The sequence below is a fragment of the Sphaerisporangium siamense genome, from assembly GCF_014205275.1.
In the GTDB taxonomy this organism is placed as follows: domain Bacteria; phylum Actinomycetota; class Actinomycetes; order Streptosporangiales; family Streptosporangiaceae; genus Sphaerisporangium; species Sphaerisporangium siamense.
Window position 1 is genome coordinate 3,003,377 of the sequence record NZ_JACHND010000001.1, and the last position, 16,337, is coordinate 3,019,713.

A 16,337-nucleotide genomic window follows, 5' to 3' on the forward strand; every position below is an offset into this window, starting at 1 on the left:
CTCTGCCCGTTTCGTTCGAGCGAGAGGGCAAGGAAGCCGCACATCCACGACGCTCCCGGGGGACGGCCAAGGTCATCCCCCGGCGGCGTCGTCGATCGCCGCGCCCGTATCGTGGTGGTGCCGTGCCGCCGGGGCGCGGGGTCGTACCACCGAGGAGGGCGTCATGGGAGAGTTCGTACGCGTCGAGTCCACCGGCGGCGTCGCGACCATCCGGCTCGACCGGCCGAAGATGAACGCCATCAACATCCAGATGCAGGCAGAGCTCGGCGACGCCGCCCGCCAGGTCGACGCCGACCCCGGCGTCCGCGCCGTCGTCATCTACGGCGGGGAGCGGTCCTTCGCGGCGGGCGTGGACATCAAGGAGATGGCCCACATGGGATACGCAGAGATGTCCGCCCACTCCGGCGGCCTCCAGGCGTGCTTCACCGCCATCGCCAAGATCGGCAAGCCCGTCATCGCGGCGGTCACCGGATACGCCCTCGGTGGCGGCTGCGAGCTGGCCCTCTGCGCCGACTTCCGCGTCGCAGGGGAGGGCGCCAAGCTCGGCCAGCCCGAGATCGCCCTCGGCATCATCCCCGGCGCCGGCGGCACCCAGCGCCTGCCCCGCCTGATCGGCCCCGCCCGCGCCAAGGATCTGATCTTCACCGGCCGCCACGTCGACGCCGCCGAGTCCTTGGCCCTCGGCCTGGTCGACAAGGTCGTCCCCGACACCGACGTCTACACCGCGTCCCTCGCCCTGGCCGAACGCTTCGCCGACGCCCCGCCCCTGGCCTTGCGCGCCGCCAAGCAGGCCGTGGACCACGGCCTCGAAACCGACCTCGACACGGGCCTCGAAATAGAACGCCTCCACTTCTCCGCCCTCTTCGCGACGAAAGACGCCCACACCGGCTTGACCGCCTTCACCGAAAAAACAAAGCCCACCTTCACCGGCCACTGAATCGCCCACCGATCCGACCAGGGAACCCCTCCTCTCCGGTTCGGTCCGTTTCTGGTCAAGGAGAGCGCCGGTGAGATGGTCCCCGCGAACGACCAGACGCGTATGCCTAGCCCTGTGCTGCGGTCTCGTCTACATAGGGACAGTGGGAAACGCCGTCCTCGGTGACGACCAGCCCTGGTCCACAGCCCTGCTGAGAGGAATCGTCCCCACATCATTGGCCGCCGCACTGGCAATCGCCACCGAATGGAGGACCGGCCGCTGAACCTCGCGCGACACGCGCGCGAGGTTAACACCGTCATATGACCGCACCAGGGGCGTCCTCTCTTGGGGAGTGCGCGATCTCGAACGCGCGTGATCCCTTGATCTGTTGGATCAGTCCGTCTTCGCCAGACTCCCATGCGGACACGCTGCGTATCACGGGATTGACGGAAAGTCCTATACGCTGCTCGGCGCGTTTGCCCAGGAGACGGCCGCGATCACGTGCGAGCCGGCTGTGGCGAGACGGGGGCTCGGCCGGCTGCGGGGCGGATGGATGAGTGGTTCGGGTAGATCATGGTTTGGCGCTAGGGTTGCCGGTCATGGCGCGGTTTGGGGTGCGGGCTTTGGTGCCTTCCGGGGTGTGGCGCGCTGTGCTCCGGCGGTTTGACGGGCGGTATGTGACCAGGGCCGATCATCGGCAGGACGTCAAGGACGCCCTGTGGGAGGTGCAGGCGCTCAAGCGGGAGTTGGCCGAGGTGCGCCGGGAGGTCGGGCAGCTGCGGAAGCGCGTGGAGAGCGCGGCGGCGGCGCCGGTCAAGGCCACTGATCCCGCGCTCGGGGCCAAGGTCGCGGAGACCCATCGCCTCGCGAGCGAGACCGCCTCGGCCGTCGATCATCTGCTTCAGGCCGATGTGCTGCTCTGGCAGGCCGTCGAGGAGATCCGTGAGGGTGACCGGCCGGCCGCGGATGGACCCGCGCCGCGCGGGGACGCGTGAGGACGGCGTCATGACGGTCTCGCGGGTTGCCGGGGTGGCGTCATGAGGGTTGCCTGGGTTGCTGAAGGTGGGGAGTGGCGGCTGCGCTTGCGGCTGGGGGGTGGGGAAGGGCTCGTCGGGAACGTCACCGATGGGCAGGAGGTCGAGTTGGCGACCGACTCCTGCCGGGTTCGGACGCCGTTCCCGGCCGATCCTGATTCTGTGCATCCTGATCTGCTCGCGCTCGCGGCGTGGACGGTCGTCGCGCCCTGGGCTCGGGGGAGGATCGAGTTCGATCGGCCTGTGTCCCAGGGGTTCGCCGAGGCTTTGTACGGCGGGTGGGGGATCGAGGCCGGGCCGGTCGGCGCGCCCGGGGTCCGGCAGGGGAGTCGGCTGGCGATTTCCTACAGTGGTGGGGCGGACTCGGTGGCGGTGGCGGCGTTGCTGCCGGAGGCGCCGCTCGTTCACTTCCGCCGGGTGACCCATCCCAGGATTCCGAACCGCTGGACGCATTACCGGTCCGATGTGCTGGCCGAGCTGGCGGTCAAGACGGGGCGGGACGTCACCGTCGTCGAGTCGGATCTGGAGTTCCTGCTCAGGAGTCCTCGTCCCGGATATCCCGAGCACCACGCGGTGACGGTCGGCGCGCTGCTGTTGGCCGACGCGATGGATCTCGGGGGGATCGCGCTCGGGTACGAGATCGGGTCCCGGTGGCTCGGTGGGGGCAGGTACGTGCACCGGTACACGCCCGACAACCCGATGTGGTCCGGGCGCGGCCCCTGGGGACGCTTGTTCGCCGCCGCGGGGCTGCCGATCGTGCTGCCCGTGGCGGGGATCAGCGAGGCGATGACGATGCGGATCGCGCTCGGCTCGGAGCTCAAAGATCAGGTTCGCTGGTGTCTGCGCGGGGACCTCGACGGGCCGTGCGGGCGGTGCGGGAAGTGCCTGTACAAGGAGCTGATCCAGGCGGCGATCGAGCGGCGGCCGATGCGGACCGCGATCACCGCCGACCGTCCGGTGGCGCGCAAGTGGCAGCAGCCCCCGCCGTACGGCGGCCAGGAGATGATCGAGTACGGCTGCGCGCACGTCCCCGGGATCGAGAGCACGCCGTTCGCCAGGGCGGCCGGGTACCTTCAGGCGACGCGGGAGTCCACGGAATGGCTGGAGCGGTGCTACCCTCCGGCCGTCGAGGAGGTGCCCGAGCCGTGGCGGAAGACCATCGGCGCCATCATGGTCAACAAGTTCGGCTTTATGGGCGCTGAAGACATCAGAAGGGTGGAAAACTGGGGACGGCGATGAAGGTTTACGTGTCGGTCGATATGGAGGGCGTGACCGGGCTCACCGACCCGGAGGAGATGCACGCCGGTGGCCGCGGCTACGAGCGCGGCTGCGAGCTCATGACCGCCGACGCCAACGCCGTCATCGCCGGGGCCTGCGAGGCGGGCGCGACGTCGGTGGTCGTCAACGACGCCCACGGCTCGACCAAGAACCTGCGGATCGACCTGCTCGACCCGCGCGCCTCCCTGATCCGCGGCCCCGGCAAGCCGATGCGCATGGGCCAGGGCCTCACGGCCGACTGCCAGGCCGCGATCTTCGCCGGGTACCACGCCCGCGCGGGCGTCCAGCACGGCGTGCTCAACCACACCTGGATGGGCAAGGAGATCCAGAACGTCTACCTCAACGGCGAGGTGTGCGGCGAGACCGCGCTCGTGGCCGGGTTCGCCGGCTTCCTCGGCGTGCCGGTGGCGCTGGTGACCGGCGACGAGGCCGTGTGCGAGGAGGCCCGCGCGCTGCTCGGGGACGTCGAGACCGTCGCGGTCAAGAAGGGCGTCGACCGCTTCTCCGCCGAGCTTCTCACGCCGGCCGTCGCGCAGGCGCTGATCCGCGAGGGCGCGGCCCGCGCGCTGAACCGCCTGAGCGACTTCCGCCCGTACGTCGTCCCCGCGCCGTTCACGCTCGGCGTGGAATGGAACTCCACGGCCATCGCCGCCGGCTGCGCGCTGGTGCCGGGCACGCGGCAGGCCGGCCCCCGCCACACCGAGTTCACGACCGAGGACTTCCGCGACATCATGGCGCTGCTCGGCCTGTTCGCGACGATCGCCGGCCGGGTGGCCTGCGACAGCGGACGGTACGGCTGAGCGCGTGGAAGAGAACGAAGGGTTACCGCGCCGCGCCGCGGACGGCCTGACGCGGCGTGCCCTGCTCGTCGGCATCGGCGCGGCGGGCGGCGCGGGCGCCATGTACGCGGCGATGGGCGTGCTCGGCCTCGCCCCGTCGAAGACCACGACCCCGGTGCCCGTGACGCCGGGCGCGACCGCCCCGACGCCGTACGTGCCGCCGCAGCGGTCGGACTTCGCGCTGCGCGGCGGGCGTGCCGGGACCGTGCTCGTGCTGGGCGCGGGCGTGGCGGGCCTGGCGTGCGCGTACGAGCTGGGCAAGGCCGGGTACGACTGCACGGTCCTTGAGGCCAGGGACGGGATCGGCGGGCGCAGCATCACCCTGCGCGGCGGCGACACGTTGACCGAACTGGCCGCGAGCCCGGTCGCGGGGGTGGCCGACGGGGCGCTGGGGGAGACCCAGCGCGTGGGCTTCGGCGCGGGGACGTACTTCAACGCGGGCCCGGCCCGCATCGCCCAGTGGATGGTGACGCTCGACTACTGCCGCGAGCTGGGCGTGCCCCTTGAGGTGTTCGTCAACACCAACGCCTCCGCCTACGTCCTCACCGCGGGCATGCGGCGCCCGGTGCGCGTCCGCACGGCCCGCGCGGACGCCTACGGCTACATCTCCGAGCTGCTCGCCAAGGCGACCGACGCGGGGGCGCTCGACGCCAGGCTCACCAAGGCCGACAAAGAGCGCCTGCTGGACTTCCTCTCCGACTTCGGTGCGATCGGCCCCGAGCACGAGTACACCGGGAGCGAGCGCCGGGGGTTCCGGGTGGACCCCGGGGTGCGGCCGGGCACCGATCTCGGGACGCCGCCGCCGCTGACCCAGGTGCTCGCCGAGGGCCTCGGACGGGTGCTCACCATGGACGCGGGCTACGACCAGGCGATGCCGATGTTCCAGCCGGTCGGGGGCATGGACGCGATCGTGCGCGCGCTCGCGGCCCGCGTCGGGGCGGGCCGCGTCAGGACCGGCGCCCGCGTCACACGGATCATGAACAGGCCGGACGGCGTGGAGGTGACCGTCGAGGGCGGCGGCGTCCTCCGGGCGGACTACTGCGTCGCGGCGCTGCCCCCGCATGTCATGGCGAAGATCCCGGGCAACCTCGGAACCGACGTCGTGGCCGCGCTGGCCACGCCGACACCGATGTCGGCGGGCAAGCTCGGGCTGGAGTACCGCCGGCGTTGGTGGGAGATCGAGGACCGCATCTACGGCGGCGCCACCGAGACCGACCTGGACATCGGGCACATCTGGTACCCGTCGTACGGGTTCCACGGCGAGCGGGGCCTGGTCGTCGGCTATTACAACACCGCCCAGGACGCCGAGATCTACGAGGGCCTGCCCCACGCCGAGCGGCTCCGGCAGGCGCTGGACCAGGGCGCGAAGGTCCACGGCCCGGCCTATGCCAAGGGCATTCTGGCCTCGGCGTCGATCGCCTGGCGGCGCCAGCCGCACATCGAGGGCGCGTGGGTGAGCTGGCCGTCGAGGAACGGCTTCTCGCTGCTCCAGCGCCCGGCCGGGCGGGTCTACTTCGCCGGCGACTGGCTCAGCCACCTCGTCGCCTGGCAGGCGGGCGCCTTCGAGTCCGCCCGTAAGGTGGTGACCGAGATTCATCACCGCGTACTGAAGGAGGCATGACCCGTGAGGCTGGGCACGCTCGACTGGGTGCCGGCGAAGGATCGGCGCGACCTGCTCGCCGCGCCCGTGGCCCGCGCCGTGGACTCCCTGACCGAGGACGTCGTGGTGACGCCGATCGACCCCGAGCTGGCCGACACCGCCGCGTTCTGCGAGCGGTACGAGGTGGCGCTGGAGGACTCGGCGAACTGCGTGATCGTCGCGGCCAAGCGGGGAGGGGAGACGCGGTACGCGGCCGTCATGGTGCTGGCCACCATGCGCGCCGACGTGAACGGGGTGATCCGCCGCCATCTGGACGCGCGCAAGACCTCCTTCGCCCCGCAGCCGGAAGCCGTCGAGATGTCGGGTATGGAGTTCGGCGGCATCACGCCGCTCGGGCTGCCCGACGACTGGCCCGTGCTGGTGGACTCCGAGGTCGCACGCCGGCCGCTGGTGGTCATCGGCAGCGGGATCCGGGGCTCCAAGCTGGCGCTCGCGGGTGAGGCCCTGACGCGGCTGAAGACTGCGGAGATCCTGTCCCTGGCCAGGTAGAAGGAGCCGCGGCGAAGTTTTTCCGGTTCCGGGAAACCGTTGGCACCGGTTGGGCCGTTGTATTACCGGGAATGTGGCCTCATGGTTCACTTATGTGTGGGGTTTAAGCCGGTATGGTGCTACGTGCCGTCAAGGACCACGGGCGTTCGTCCGTGGGGCACTCGCATGTCCACCGGAGGCTGGGAGGGCGAACCGGTGGCCGCCGTCAGGGGTGGGGCCGCCGATCGGCCGGTGACGTGGGGCGTCCGCGGGGGTGGCACGTGGTTCGGGCGGCGGGCCATGTCGTCGATCGCCGGCCGATGCTCTTGGGCATTGCGCTCGGTACACGAAATGTGACAATTGGAGCAAGGCGCTTTCCTCCGGGCATGAATACCGGGGCACCGCCGGAGATCAGATGAAACATGACGACCGATTGGGCCCTTACCGGCTGCTCCGGCGGCTCGGCGAGGGCGGCATGGGCGTGGTGCACCTCGCACTCGACTCCCAGGGGCGGCAGGTCGCCGTCAAGGTGCTGCGCGCCGAGGTGACCGGGGACGACGTCGCGCGCCGCAGGCTCGCGCGCGAGGTCGAGACCATGCGGCGCGTGCGCAGCCGCAACATCGCCGAGGTGCTCGACGCCGACGTGACCGGCAGCCGTCCCTACATCGTGACCCGGTACGTGCCGGGAATGCCCCTGGACGACACGGTCAAACGTGACGGCCCCCTCGCGGTCGGCCCGCTGGTGCGGGTGGCGCACGGCGTGGCCGAGGCGCTGGCGGCCGTGCACGCGGCCGGGGTCATCCACCGCGACCTCAAGCCGGGCAACGTCCTGCTGCTGGACGGCGAACCCGTCCTCATCGACTTCGGCATCGCGCAGGCCGTCGACGCCACCCGGCTCACCCAGACCGGCATGTTCATCGGCACGCCCGGATACCTCGCGCCGGAGATCATCGAGGGCCACGAGGCCGGGCCCGAGGTGGACGTGCACGCCTGGGCGGGCACCGTGCTCTACGCCGCGACGGGCCAGCCGCCCTTCGGCAAGGGCACGCTGGAGATGATCTTCTACAACATCACGGCGGGACGGGCCAACGTCGACGCCGCGCCCGCGCTGCTGCGCCCGCTGCTGCGCGCGGCCTTCCACCGCGACCCGGCCAAACGTCCCACGGCGTCCCAGCTCGCCACCCAGCTCGTCCGGCTGGTCCCCCCGCGCGGAGGCCGCGCGAACGTCCCCGACGACATCATGACCGTCCCGGACATGGGGGACGGCCCGCCCCAGATGGGCCCGCCCCCGGGCACCCGCCCGGTGCGCACGGGGCCGTCCCGCACGGGCGGCCCCCTGACGAGCAGCCCGGCCGCGGGCCCGCTGGGCCCGGGGACTCCTGTCGCGGGGACGCCGGTCACCGGGCACTCCCTCCTGCCCGGCCCGGCCACCGGAGCGGCGGCCCGGCCTCCTGGCACCCCGGGCGTTCCCGGAGCCGCGGGGCCCGGTGGGGGCGTGGGGACGCAGGCGGGGGAGTACGTCTCGTTGCTCGGCGACGTGCCCAAGGGGGACGGTCCCGGCGACCCGTGGCCGACGGTCCGGGTCACCGGTGAGGAACTGCGCGACGTGGGGCTGTCCCGCGAGGCGCCGACCGTACGCCCGGGCGCCGACGCCGCACGCGCCGCCGAGGGTGACCTGCCCACGCGTTTCGCGCCGCCCGCGCCGTCCCGCCCGTGGACCGAGGCCCGGCCCGGCTCCTACGACCAGGGCGAGGTGCCCACCCGCAGGGTGCGGCCCGGTGAGGTGGACCCGGCCGGGCACCGCTCCCCGCCGGGCGTCACGCCCGGAGCGGCGACCGGCCCGGCGGCCCGGCACGCCGCCGGCACCTCCTCCCAGCAGGTGCCCGGCGCTCCGCACGCCCCAGGCTCCACGTCCCCGCACGCCCCCGGTTCCCCGTCTCAGTACGCCCCGGGCACCGGTGCGCAGCAGGCGCACGGCGGTTCACGGGACCGTGCCGCCGGGGCCGCCGGGGCCGCTCCGGCGCAGGGACGGCACGCCGCCGGGCAGCCGCCGCAGTCCTACCATCAGGCGTTGTTCGAGGCGTCGCCCGACATCTTCGAGAAGACGCCGCACGTCCGCCAGCAGCACGCCCCCGCGTACGTCCCGACGATGCGCCTCCCCTCGGACGCGCGGGACCTGGCCGCGGAGGTCCTGGCCTCCGGACCGGTGTACGGGGTGGCGAGCCTGCTCACGTTGCTGATCGTCATCGGCGCCGCCGTGGCGGCGCCCGTGGTCGTCGCGGCGCTGGTGGTCGTGGCCGCCGTGCTGCTGCGCGCCGCCGACATCGCCCAGCCCGACCTGAACGCCGCCCGCCCGCTCAAGTCCGCCGCGGGCGACGTGCTGCGCGTGCTCGGACGGCCGGGCGCGCTGGTCAAGTCCGTCGGCCTCACCGTCGCGCTCCTGCCGTACGGCCTGATCCTCGGGGCGCCCGTCGCGCTCGTGCTGGCCTTCCTGGCCAGGTCCGTCCCGATGGGGACGGTGATGAGCTGGGGGGTCGCGGTGAGCCTCGCGGTCGTCTGCGCCGGGCCCGGCGTGGTGGGGCCCGGCCGCCAGCTCACCAGGACGTTCGCCTCCGCTTTGCCCTCCAAGGGCGCGGCCGTCGCCGTAACCTGCGTGCTCGGGGTCCTGGCCGCGGGCGCGGCGCTGTATGCCGTCGGCTCGCTCATCAGGCCGATGGGCGATGCAGTCTGGAGTCCAGTGGACGTAAGCGAGTTGCTGACGAGGCTCGGCGAGCTTCGAGGGAAGGCATGACGGGGGAATGACGAGCGAAACGGCACGGGAGACGATGGACAGACTCGGCCCTTACCGGCTGCTGCGCCGGCTGGGCGAGGGCGGCATGGGCATCGTCCACCTGAGCCTGGACGAGGAGGGCAGGCAGGTCGCGGTCAAGGTGTTGCACCCGCACGTGGCCGCCGACCTCAAGGCCCGCGACCGGCTGACCCGCGAGGTCGAGACCATGCGCCGGGTGCGCAGCCCGCGCGTGGCCGCGGTGCTCGACGCCGAGCTCGTGGGGCGCACTCCGTACATCGTGACCAGGTTCGCCGCGGGCCGCACGCTGGAGGAGACCGTGCTGACCGACGGGCCCCTGCCGGCGGCGGGGGTCGTACGGCTGGCGCGGGGGCTGTGCGAGGCGCTGCTCGCGATCCACGCGGCGGACGTCATCCACCGGGACATCAAGCCCGCGAACGTCATGCTGGTGGACGGCGACCCGCTGGTGATCGACTTCGGCATCGCACACCTGGTCAACGCGACGCGGCTGACCCAGACCGGCATGTTCGTCGGCACCCCGGGCTACCTGGCCCCCGAGATCATCAGGGACGAGGAGATCACGCAGGCGGCGGACGTGCACGCGCTGGCCGCCACGGTGTTCTTCGGCGCGACCGGCAAGCCGCCGTACGGCACGGGCTCGTTCGAGTCGGTCTGCTACAACATCATGGAGGGCCGGGCCAACATCGACCAGGCGCCGGTCTGGCTGCGCGGCTGGCTGCGCGCGGCGCTCGCGGTCGAGCCGGGCTCCCGCCCGGACGCCCGGCGCCTGCTGGCGATGACCCGGTCGCTGGACCCGACCCTGACCGCGCTGCAGGAGACCCCGGTGCGCGGCGGCGACACCCGCAAGCTCGGTAGCTCGCCCGGCAACGGCCAGGGCGCGGGCCGGGTGCGGGGCGTCATGGCCCCGCCCGCGCCCGGCGCGGACGACCGCACGCGCGCCCTGGACGAGGGCACTCCCGTCCTCGGCGACGGCACTCGTGTCCTGGACGACGGCACGCGTGTGCTGGGCGACGGCACCCGCGTCCTGAGCGACGGCACCCGTGTGCTGGGCGACGGGACGCGTGTCCTGGACGAGGCCGCCGTGGAGGAGGGGCCGCGGACCACGCGGGAGAAGCTCGCCAAGGACGACAGCTTCTCCGACCTCCTGCCGCCGGTGCGCTACGCCGAGCCCGATCGCCGGCGCGGCCGGCTGACGGCGTCCGCCTCGTCCCCGCCCGCCACCTCGCCACCCCCGGCGCCACCCCCGGCGCCGCCGCCGGCCTCCCCGGCCGCGTTCGCGCCGCCGCCGGCCTACCCGCCCGCCCCGTACGGGCCGCCGCCATACCCGGACCAGCGGGTCGCCTACCCGCCGCCTCCGCCCGCGCCGGGCGCGACCCGGGGCTCGGCGCCGCCGCCGAACGCCCCCCGGCCGTACCAGCCCGACCCCTACCGGCCCGACCCGCGTCGCGGCCCCGAGGGGGAGGCCAGGCCCGACCGTCCCCGCTACCGTGCCGGGCATCCGGTGCTGGCCGCGGCCCTGCTGGTGGTCGCGGTCACCGGCGCGCGCATGCTGCCCGTGCTGGTCGGCGTCTTCATGGTGATCGTGGTGCTGTGCCTGCGCGTCGGCGAGAACCTGTGGGGCGACCTGGCCGAGCGCCGCTCGGTGCGGGGCAGCAGCGCGAGCGATCCTCTGCTGGCCGTGCTCGGCACCCCGTGGGCGCTGGTGAAGGCCACGCTCGCCACGATCGTGATCACGCCGCTGGCGGCGATGCTCGGCGTCTGCGTCTGGGGCGGGCTGCGCTTCCTCGGCGACATGAACGCCGATTCGGCGGCGGCGTGGGGGGTCTCGGCGTTCGTCGCCGGACTGTTCCTGCTGCCCGGGGGAGGCAAGCCGCGCAAGGCGGTGGCCCGCACGCTGACCGCGGTGATCCGCAGCCCGGGGGCGGGCATGATCGCGACGATCATCGTGGGCACCGTGGCGTTCTTCGCGGTGGTGACCGCCGTCTCGGCGGTGCCGTCGTGGATTCCCTGGCGGCCGCCGTCGCAGGTCATCGCGTCGCTGAGCGCGTCGGCCCAGAGCAGCGCGACGGGCCTGATCGGCGGCTTGGTCAAGAGCCTCTTGAAGGATCTGGGCCTTGGTTTTCTGGCGTTCTGGGGGAAATGACCCGGGAGGGTCATCGTTTCCTCCGGGGTGAGTGTGGAAATGAGGCTGCCGAAGGCACGATGGGAACGGGTGGGCCGGAAGGAGTCGCATGAGCGTGCCGGCGGCCGGGCAGCTCGGTCCCTACCGCCTGCTCTCCAGGCTGGGGGCGGGCGGGTTCGGCGAGGTCCACCTGGCCCTCGACCCCGAGGGGCACACGGTGGCGGTGAAGGTCCTGCATCCGCACGTCGCCTCCGACGAGGTCGCGCTCGCCAGGCTCGGCCGCGAGGTCGAGACCATGCGGCTCGTGCGAGGCCCGCACATCGCCGAGGTGCTGGACGCCTCGATGTCCGGCCCGCGGCCCTACCTGGTCACCCGGTACGTCCAGGGCCGCGCGCTCGGCGCGGTCGTGGCGGCGGGCGGGCCGGTCAGAGGGGACGATCTGCAGCGCCTCGCCGCGGGGCTCGCCGAGGCGCTGGCGGCCGTCCACGCGGCGGGGGTGGTGCACCGCGACCTCAAGCCCGCGAACGTGATCATCGCGGACGGGGAGCCGCACGTCATCGACTTCGGCATCGCGTACGCGCTCGACTCGGCCTCGGTGACGGCGTCGGGCGCGGTGCTCGGCACCCCCGGCTACCTGGCCCCCGAGGTGCTGGAGGGCCGCGCGACGGGCCCGGCGGCCGACGTGTTCGCCTTCGGCGCCACCATGGCCTACGCCGCCTCGGGCCGCCAGCCGTACGGCACGGGGCCCGCGCCCGCGGTGGCCTACCGCGTCGTGCACGGCGAGCCGGACCTGGCCGACGTGCCGTCCTGGCTGGCCCCGCTGCTGGAGGAGTGCCTGCGCGCCGACCCCGCCGCGCGGCCCACCGCGCGTGACCTGTGCGCCCGGCTCGGCGCCGCGCCCCCGCCGGTCGTGGTGCCGCCGCCGCGCAGGAGCGTTCGCGGCGACGAGCCTCCGACCGAGGAGTGGCGTCCCGCCGCCCGGCGCGAGCCCCTGGGCACGGTGGACGCCGCGCACGCGCGGCACCGCGAGAAGGTCAGGAAGCGCTGGGTGGTGGGCTCGGGCGTGGTGTCCGGCCTGGTGGCCGCGGCGGCGCACGGCTACGTCTCCGAGCTGTCGGTGCTGGTCCTGGCCGCGTACGGGGTCGGGGTGCTGGTGGACACCGGGTTCGGCGTCGTGGCCAGGTCCAGGCCGCGGGTGGTGTTCGACCTGGTCGCCGGGGCGGGTACCGTCGGGCTGTACGCGCTGCTCACCGCCCTGTTCAGCCCGTTCACGCTGGTGCTCGCGCTCGGCACCGTCATGGTCGTGCTCGTGACGATCGCGTTCGCGAGCTGAGGACGGTCCCCTAGCAAGCTTCTGGAATAAAGTTCGGTAGGGTGGGGAAGGGAAGTCCCCGAGGCCCGTGCGGACCGTACGACCGTGGGGTCTGCCGCTGGGCTACTGGCCGGTAACATGAGGCCGGGAAGCGGGGCGGCGCCGGGCGGATCGCCCTGGGGCACCCGCTGTCATGGCGCTTCCGGGCCCATGACAGGCTGAAGGAGCCTCCGGTGCCGATCACCGGGGCGGCTCGTACGACGTGCGCGTGCCCCGCGCGCACGTGCCGAGGGAATCGACGCCATCCCAGCGATGCGGTGGCGCCAGCGAAACGGGAGGTCGGCCACCGGCCATGAACATCGTCGTCTGCGTGAAGCAGGTCCCCGACACGGCGACCGAGCGCAAGCTGAACGCCAAGGACAACACGCTCGACCGTGACGCCGCCGACGGCGTCATCAACGAGCTGTGCGAATACGCCGTCGAAGAGGCGCTCAAGATCAAGGAAGCCCACGGCGGCGAGGTGACCGTCCTCACCATGGGGCCGGCCAAGGCCACCGACACGATCCGCAAGGCCCTCGCCATGGGCGCGGACAAGGCCGTCCACCTCGTCGACGACGCCCTGCACGGCTCCGACGCCCTCTCCACCTCCTACGCGCTGGCCCAGACGCTGAAGAAGATCGGCTTCGACCTGGTCATCCTCGGCTCGGAGTCCACCGACGCGCGCACCGGCGTGCTCGCCGCCATGCTGGCCGAGCGCCTCGGCGCCCCGCAGCTCACGCTGGCCCGCAAGGTCGAGATCGACGGCTCCTCGATCACCATCGAGCGCCTCACCGACTACGGCTTCGACCGCGTGCAGGCCTCGCTGCCCGCCGTCGTCTCCGTGGTCGAGAAGATCAACGAGCCGCGGTACCCGTCCTTCAAGGGCATCATGGCCGCCAAGAAGAAGCCGGTGCAGACGCTCGGCATCGCCGACGCCGAGATCGACGCCGCCCAGGTCGGCCTCTCCGGCGCCTGGAGCGAGGTGGCCGACTTCGCCGTCGCGCCCCCGCGCGCGGCCGGCACCATCGTCAAGGACGAGGGCGACGGCGGCGCCAAGGCCGCCGAGTTCCTCGCGTCGAAGAAGTTCATCTGAGGGGGCCCCGATGGCTGAGATCCTGGTTCTCGTCGAGCACGTCGACGGAGAGGTCAAGAAGGTCACCCTCGAACTGCTGACGCTGGCCCGCTCGCTGGGCAGCCCGTCGGCGGTGTGGGCCGGTCCCGGCTACTCCGAGGCCGCCAAGGCGCGGCTGGCCGAGTACGGCGCCGACAAGATCTACGTGGCCGGCGCGCAGGACATCGCCGACCACGTCGTCGCGCCGAAGGCCGAGCTGCTCGCCCGGCTCGTCTCCTCCGCCTCCCCGGCGGCGGTCCTGGTGGCCGCGACCGCCGAGGGCAAGGAGGTCGCGGGGCGCCTGGCGATCAAGACCGACTCCGGCGTCCTCACCGACGCGGTGGGCCTGAGCGACGGCCTCGTGGCCGAGCAGTCCATCTTCGGCGGCGGCGTCAACGTCAAGTCCAAGGTCGTCAAGGGCACCCCGATCGTCGCCGTGCGGCCGAACTCCACCGCGCCCGAGGCGTCGGCGGGGGCCGCGGCGGAGGAGCAGGTCGAGGTGGAGCTGTCGGACGCCGCCAAGGCCGCCCGGGTGGTGGAGCGCGTCGCCCAGGACAAGGGCGCGCGTCCCGAGCTGACCGAGGCCGCGATCGTCGTCTCCGGCGGGCGCGGCGTCGGCTCCGCGGAGAACTTCGCGATCATCGAGAAGCTGGCCGACGCGCTCGGCGCGGCCGTCGGCGCCTCGCGCGCCGCCACCGACGCCGGGTGGTACCCGCACCAGTTCCAGGTCGGGCAGACCGGCAAGACCGTGTCGCCGCAGCTCTACATCGCCGCGGGCATCTCCGGCGCCATCCAGCACCGGGCCGGCATGCAGACCGCCAAGACCATCGTGGCGATCAACAAGGACCCCGAGGCCCCGATCTTCGAGCTCGCCGACTTCGGCATCGTCGGCGACCTGCACCAGATCGTTCCTAACCTCACCGAAGAGGTCCAGAAGCGCAAGTGACCGCCGCCGCCCCTTCCAGATCCTTGGGGAGGGGACGGCGCCACGCGGCTCCAGGACGGCGCCGCACCCGGCCACGGTACGGGTGCGGCGCCGTTCGCGTGCGCGCCGTCGTCCCGGACGGTGACGTCGTCGTCGCTCACCGAACTTTCTGATTTTCGGTGGAAACGCCGGTCCTTGTGCGGACACGTACATAGTGATGGTGTCCACCGACGAGAGGGCGCGGCGTGCTTCCCGAAGACCTCAGCAGGCGACGCTTCGAGGAGATCTACACCGCGCACTATCCCGACATCCTCGCCTATGTCCGGCGGCGCACCGGTTCACCCGACGACGCCGCCGACGCGCTCGCCGAGACCTTCACCGTCGCGTGGCGCCGCGTGGCGGAGATCCCCGCGGACGGCAGGGCCCGCCTCTGGCTGTACGGCGTGGCCCGGCGGGTGCTCGCCAATGGGCGCAGGGCCGAGTCCCGCAGGAGCGAACTGGTCGAACGGCTCGGCGCGCAGCTCGCCGTGTGGTCGGAGTCGATCGGCCCGCCGGGCGGCGACGACCTGGACGGGGTCCGCAAGGCGTTCGGGCGGCTGAGTCCGGACGACCGCGAGGTCCTCTCCCTGGCCGGCTGGGAGGGCCTCGACTCCGAGGAGATCGCGACCGTCCTCGGCTGCTCGCGCGGCGCCGTACGCCTGCGGCTGCACCGGGCCCGCAAACGCCTCGCCGCCGAGCTGCGCGCCGCCGGATTCGACGTGGCCGTGTACGGCCCCCGCGCGCTCGCGTTGACCAGGGACATCAAGGGAATGGCGTCATGAACGAAGCCGACCGCATGATCGACCGGCTGGTCGCGGACATCGCCCCCGACCCCGGCCCCGGCATGACCCCGCTCGCCCGGGAACTGCTCGACGAGATCACCATGGCCCGTCCCGCCGCCCCCGCACGGCCGCGCCGCCGATGGCTCGCCGTTCCCCTCGTCGCCGGGCCGCTCCGCCGGTGGTCCGCCGTTCCCGTCGCCGCCGCGCTGGCCATGATCGCCATGGTCGCGGGCGTGGCGCTGACCTCGCCGCCCGCCTCGGCGGCGCTGGAGTTCAAGCGCGAGAAGCGCTTCTACGTCATCACCGTCAAGGACCTGTTCGCCAATCCAGGGGTCTACCAGGCCGAGTTCGAGGCCAGAGGATTCGACATCACCCTCAGCGTCGCGCCCACGTCGGAGGGCAACGCCCGGAGCATGTTCGTGCTCAACGGGGTGGACAGGGTCACGGGGCGCGCCTACGCCGACGGAGCGATCACGACGATCATGACACCCGGCCCGTGTCTGCGCCGCATGCAATGCGCGGCCAAGGTGAAGGTGCCCGTGGACTACCGGGGGACGGCCGAGATCGTCCTCGGCCGGGTGGCCCGTCCCGGCGAGGAGTACGAACTGCCGCCCCCCATCGACGGTCCCGGCGAGCCGTTCCACTGCGTGCGCTACGTCAACAAGACGGTGGCCGACCTGATGCCGATGCTCCGGGCACGCGGTGTCATGCCGGAGTTCTTCTCCTACGGTGCCAAGGCCCCCAAGCCGGCGGCTCCCCTTGGCTGGTATGTCCACGACGGGGTGATGAGCGCGGCCGGCAAAGCGCGCATCCTCGTCCAACCCACGCCCAACCCCACCCCTCGCCCCTTCGAGGTCCTCTGCCCGAACGGCCCCTGATCCTCCCGCCCTCGTCCGGCGGCCCGGACCCGCGTCCCGGCTCCCGGCCGCCGTCGAGGCCCTCCGTGCCGGAAGGCTGAACCGCCGAGGTCACGCGACACGGGCGCGCGCATAAGCCGCCCGCG

13 protein-coding genes are annotated in these 16,337 nt (G+C 72.9%); all 13 read left to right on the top strand.

Annotated elements, in window-relative coordinates; genetic code table 11:
• The first annotated feature begins 163 nt into the window (after positions 1-163).
• Entirely contained in the window at positions 164-937 is a 774-nt protein-coding gene (locus BJ982_RS13855; protein WP_184880194.1) for an enoyl-CoA hydratase/isomerase family protein, read from the top strand.
• Positions 938-1,593: 656 nt separating this feature from the next.
• Positions 1,594-1,911 carry a hypothetical protein gene (locus tag BJ982_RS13860; protein ID WP_239123365.1) on the top strand — a complete coding sequence of 106 codons (318 nt, stop codon included), beginning with the start codon at positions 1,594-1,596 and terminating at the stop codon, positions 1,909-1,911.
• Positions 1,912-2,112: 201 nt separating this feature from the next.
• Positions 2,113-3,189, top strand: a complete 1,077-nt coding sequence (locus tag BJ982_RS13865; RefSeq protein WP_239123364.1) for a DUF6395 domain-containing protein — start codon at positions 2,113-2,115, stop codon at positions 3,187-3,189.
• Positions 3,190-3,197: 8 nt separating this feature from the next.
• Positions 3,198-4,028, top strand: a complete 831-nt coding sequence (locus BJ982_RS13870; RefSeq protein WP_239123358.1) for a M55 family metallopeptidase — start codon at positions 3,198-3,200, stop codon at positions 4,026-4,028.
• 4 nt (positions 4,029-4,032) lie between these two features.
• Positions 4,033-5,688, top strand: a complete 1,656-nt coding sequence (locus BJ982_RS13875; RefSeq protein WP_239123356.1) for a flavin monoamine oxidase family protein — start codon at positions 4,033-4,035, stop codon at positions 5,686-5,688.
• A 9-nt stretch (positions 5,689-5,697) separates the two neighbouring features.
• Positions 5,698-6,216, top strand: a complete 519-nt coding sequence (locus BJ982_RS13880; RefSeq protein WP_184888816.1) for a YbaK/EbsC family protein — start codon at positions 5,698-5,700, stop codon at positions 6,214-6,216.
• Between the two features lie 394 nt (positions 6,217-6,610).
• Positions 6,611-8,986 carry a serine/threonine-protein kinase gene (locus tag BJ982_RS40400; RefSeq protein WP_203959319.1) on the top strand — a complete coding sequence of 792 codons (2,376 nt, stop codon included), beginning with the start codon at positions 6,611-6,613 and terminating at the stop codon, positions 8,984-8,986.
• 7 nt (positions 8,987-8,993) lie between these two features.
• Positions 8,994-11,147, top strand: a complete 2,154-nt coding sequence (locus BJ982_RS13890; protein ID WP_184880202.1) for a protein kinase domain-containing protein — start codon at positions 8,994-8,996, stop codon at positions 11,145-11,147.
• A gap of 88 nt (positions 11,148-11,235) precedes the next feature.
• Entirely contained in the window at positions 11,236-12,459 is a 1,224-nt protein-coding gene (locus BJ982_RS13895) for a serine/threonine-protein kinase (RefSeq protein ID WP_184880204.1), read from the top strand.
• A gap of 331 nt (positions 12,460-12,790) precedes the next feature.
• Positions 12,791-13,570 (top strand): electron transfer flavoprotein subunit beta/FixA family protein, encoded by a 780-nt coding sequence (locus BJ982_RS13900; protein WP_184880205.1) that lies wholly within the window; start codon positions 12,791-12,793, stop codon positions 13,568-13,570.
• Between the two features lie 10 nt (positions 13,571-13,580).
• Positions 13,581-14,534 (top strand): electron transfer flavoprotein subunit alpha/FixB family protein, encoded by a 954-nt coding sequence (locus BJ982_RS13905; protein WP_184880207.1) that lies wholly within the window; start codon positions 13,581-13,583, stop codon positions 14,532-14,534.
• Between the two features lie 224 nt (positions 14,535-14,758).
• Positions 14,759-15,334 carry an RNA polymerase sigma factor gene (locus BJ982_RS13910; RefSeq protein WP_184880209.1) on the top strand — a complete coding sequence of 192 codons (576 nt, stop codon included), beginning with the start codon at positions 14,759-14,761 and terminating at the stop codon, positions 15,332-15,334.
• Positions 15,331-16,212, top strand: coding sequence for a hypothetical protein (locus BJ982_RS13915; protein WP_184880211.1), 882 nt, complete (start codon positions 15,331-15,333; stop codon positions 16,210-16,212). The genes BJ982_RS13910 and BJ982_RS13915 overlap by 4 nt, the downstream gene beginning before the upstream one ends.
• Positions 16,213-16,337: the final 125 nt, after the last annotated feature.

What these genes read in the sequence shown, in the direction of transcription:
- BJ982_RS13855 (WP_184880194.1), top strand. Translation starts at nt 164, where the DNA reads ATGGGAGAGTTCGTACGCGTCGAGTCCACCGGCGGCGTCGCGACCATC.
- BJ982_RS40400 (WP_203959319.1), top strand. Translation starts at nt 6,611, where the DNA reads ATGAAACATGACGACCGATTGGGCCCTTACCGGCTGCTCCGGCGGCTC.
- BJ982_RS13890 (WP_184880202.1), top strand. Translation starts at nt 8,994, where the DNA reads ATGACGAGCGAAACGGCACGGGAGACGATGGACAGACTCGGCCCTTAC.
- BJ982_RS13895 (WP_184880204.1), top strand. Translation starts at nt 11,236, where the DNA reads ATGAGCGTGCCGGCGGCCGGGCAGCTCGGTCCCTACCGCCTGCTCTCC.
- BJ982_RS13900 (WP_184880205.1), top strand. Translation starts at nt 12,791, where the DNA reads ATGAACATCGTCGTCTGCGTGAAGCAGGTCCCCGACACGGCGACCGAG.
- BJ982_RS13905 (WP_184880207.1), top strand. Translation starts at nt 13,581, where the DNA reads ATGGCTGAGATCCTGGTTCTCGTCGAGCACGTCGACGGAGAGGTCAAG.
- BJ982_RS13915 (WP_184880211.1), top strand. Translation starts at nt 15,331, where the DNA reads ATGAACGAAGCCGACCGCATGATCGACCGGCTGGTCGCGGACATCGCC.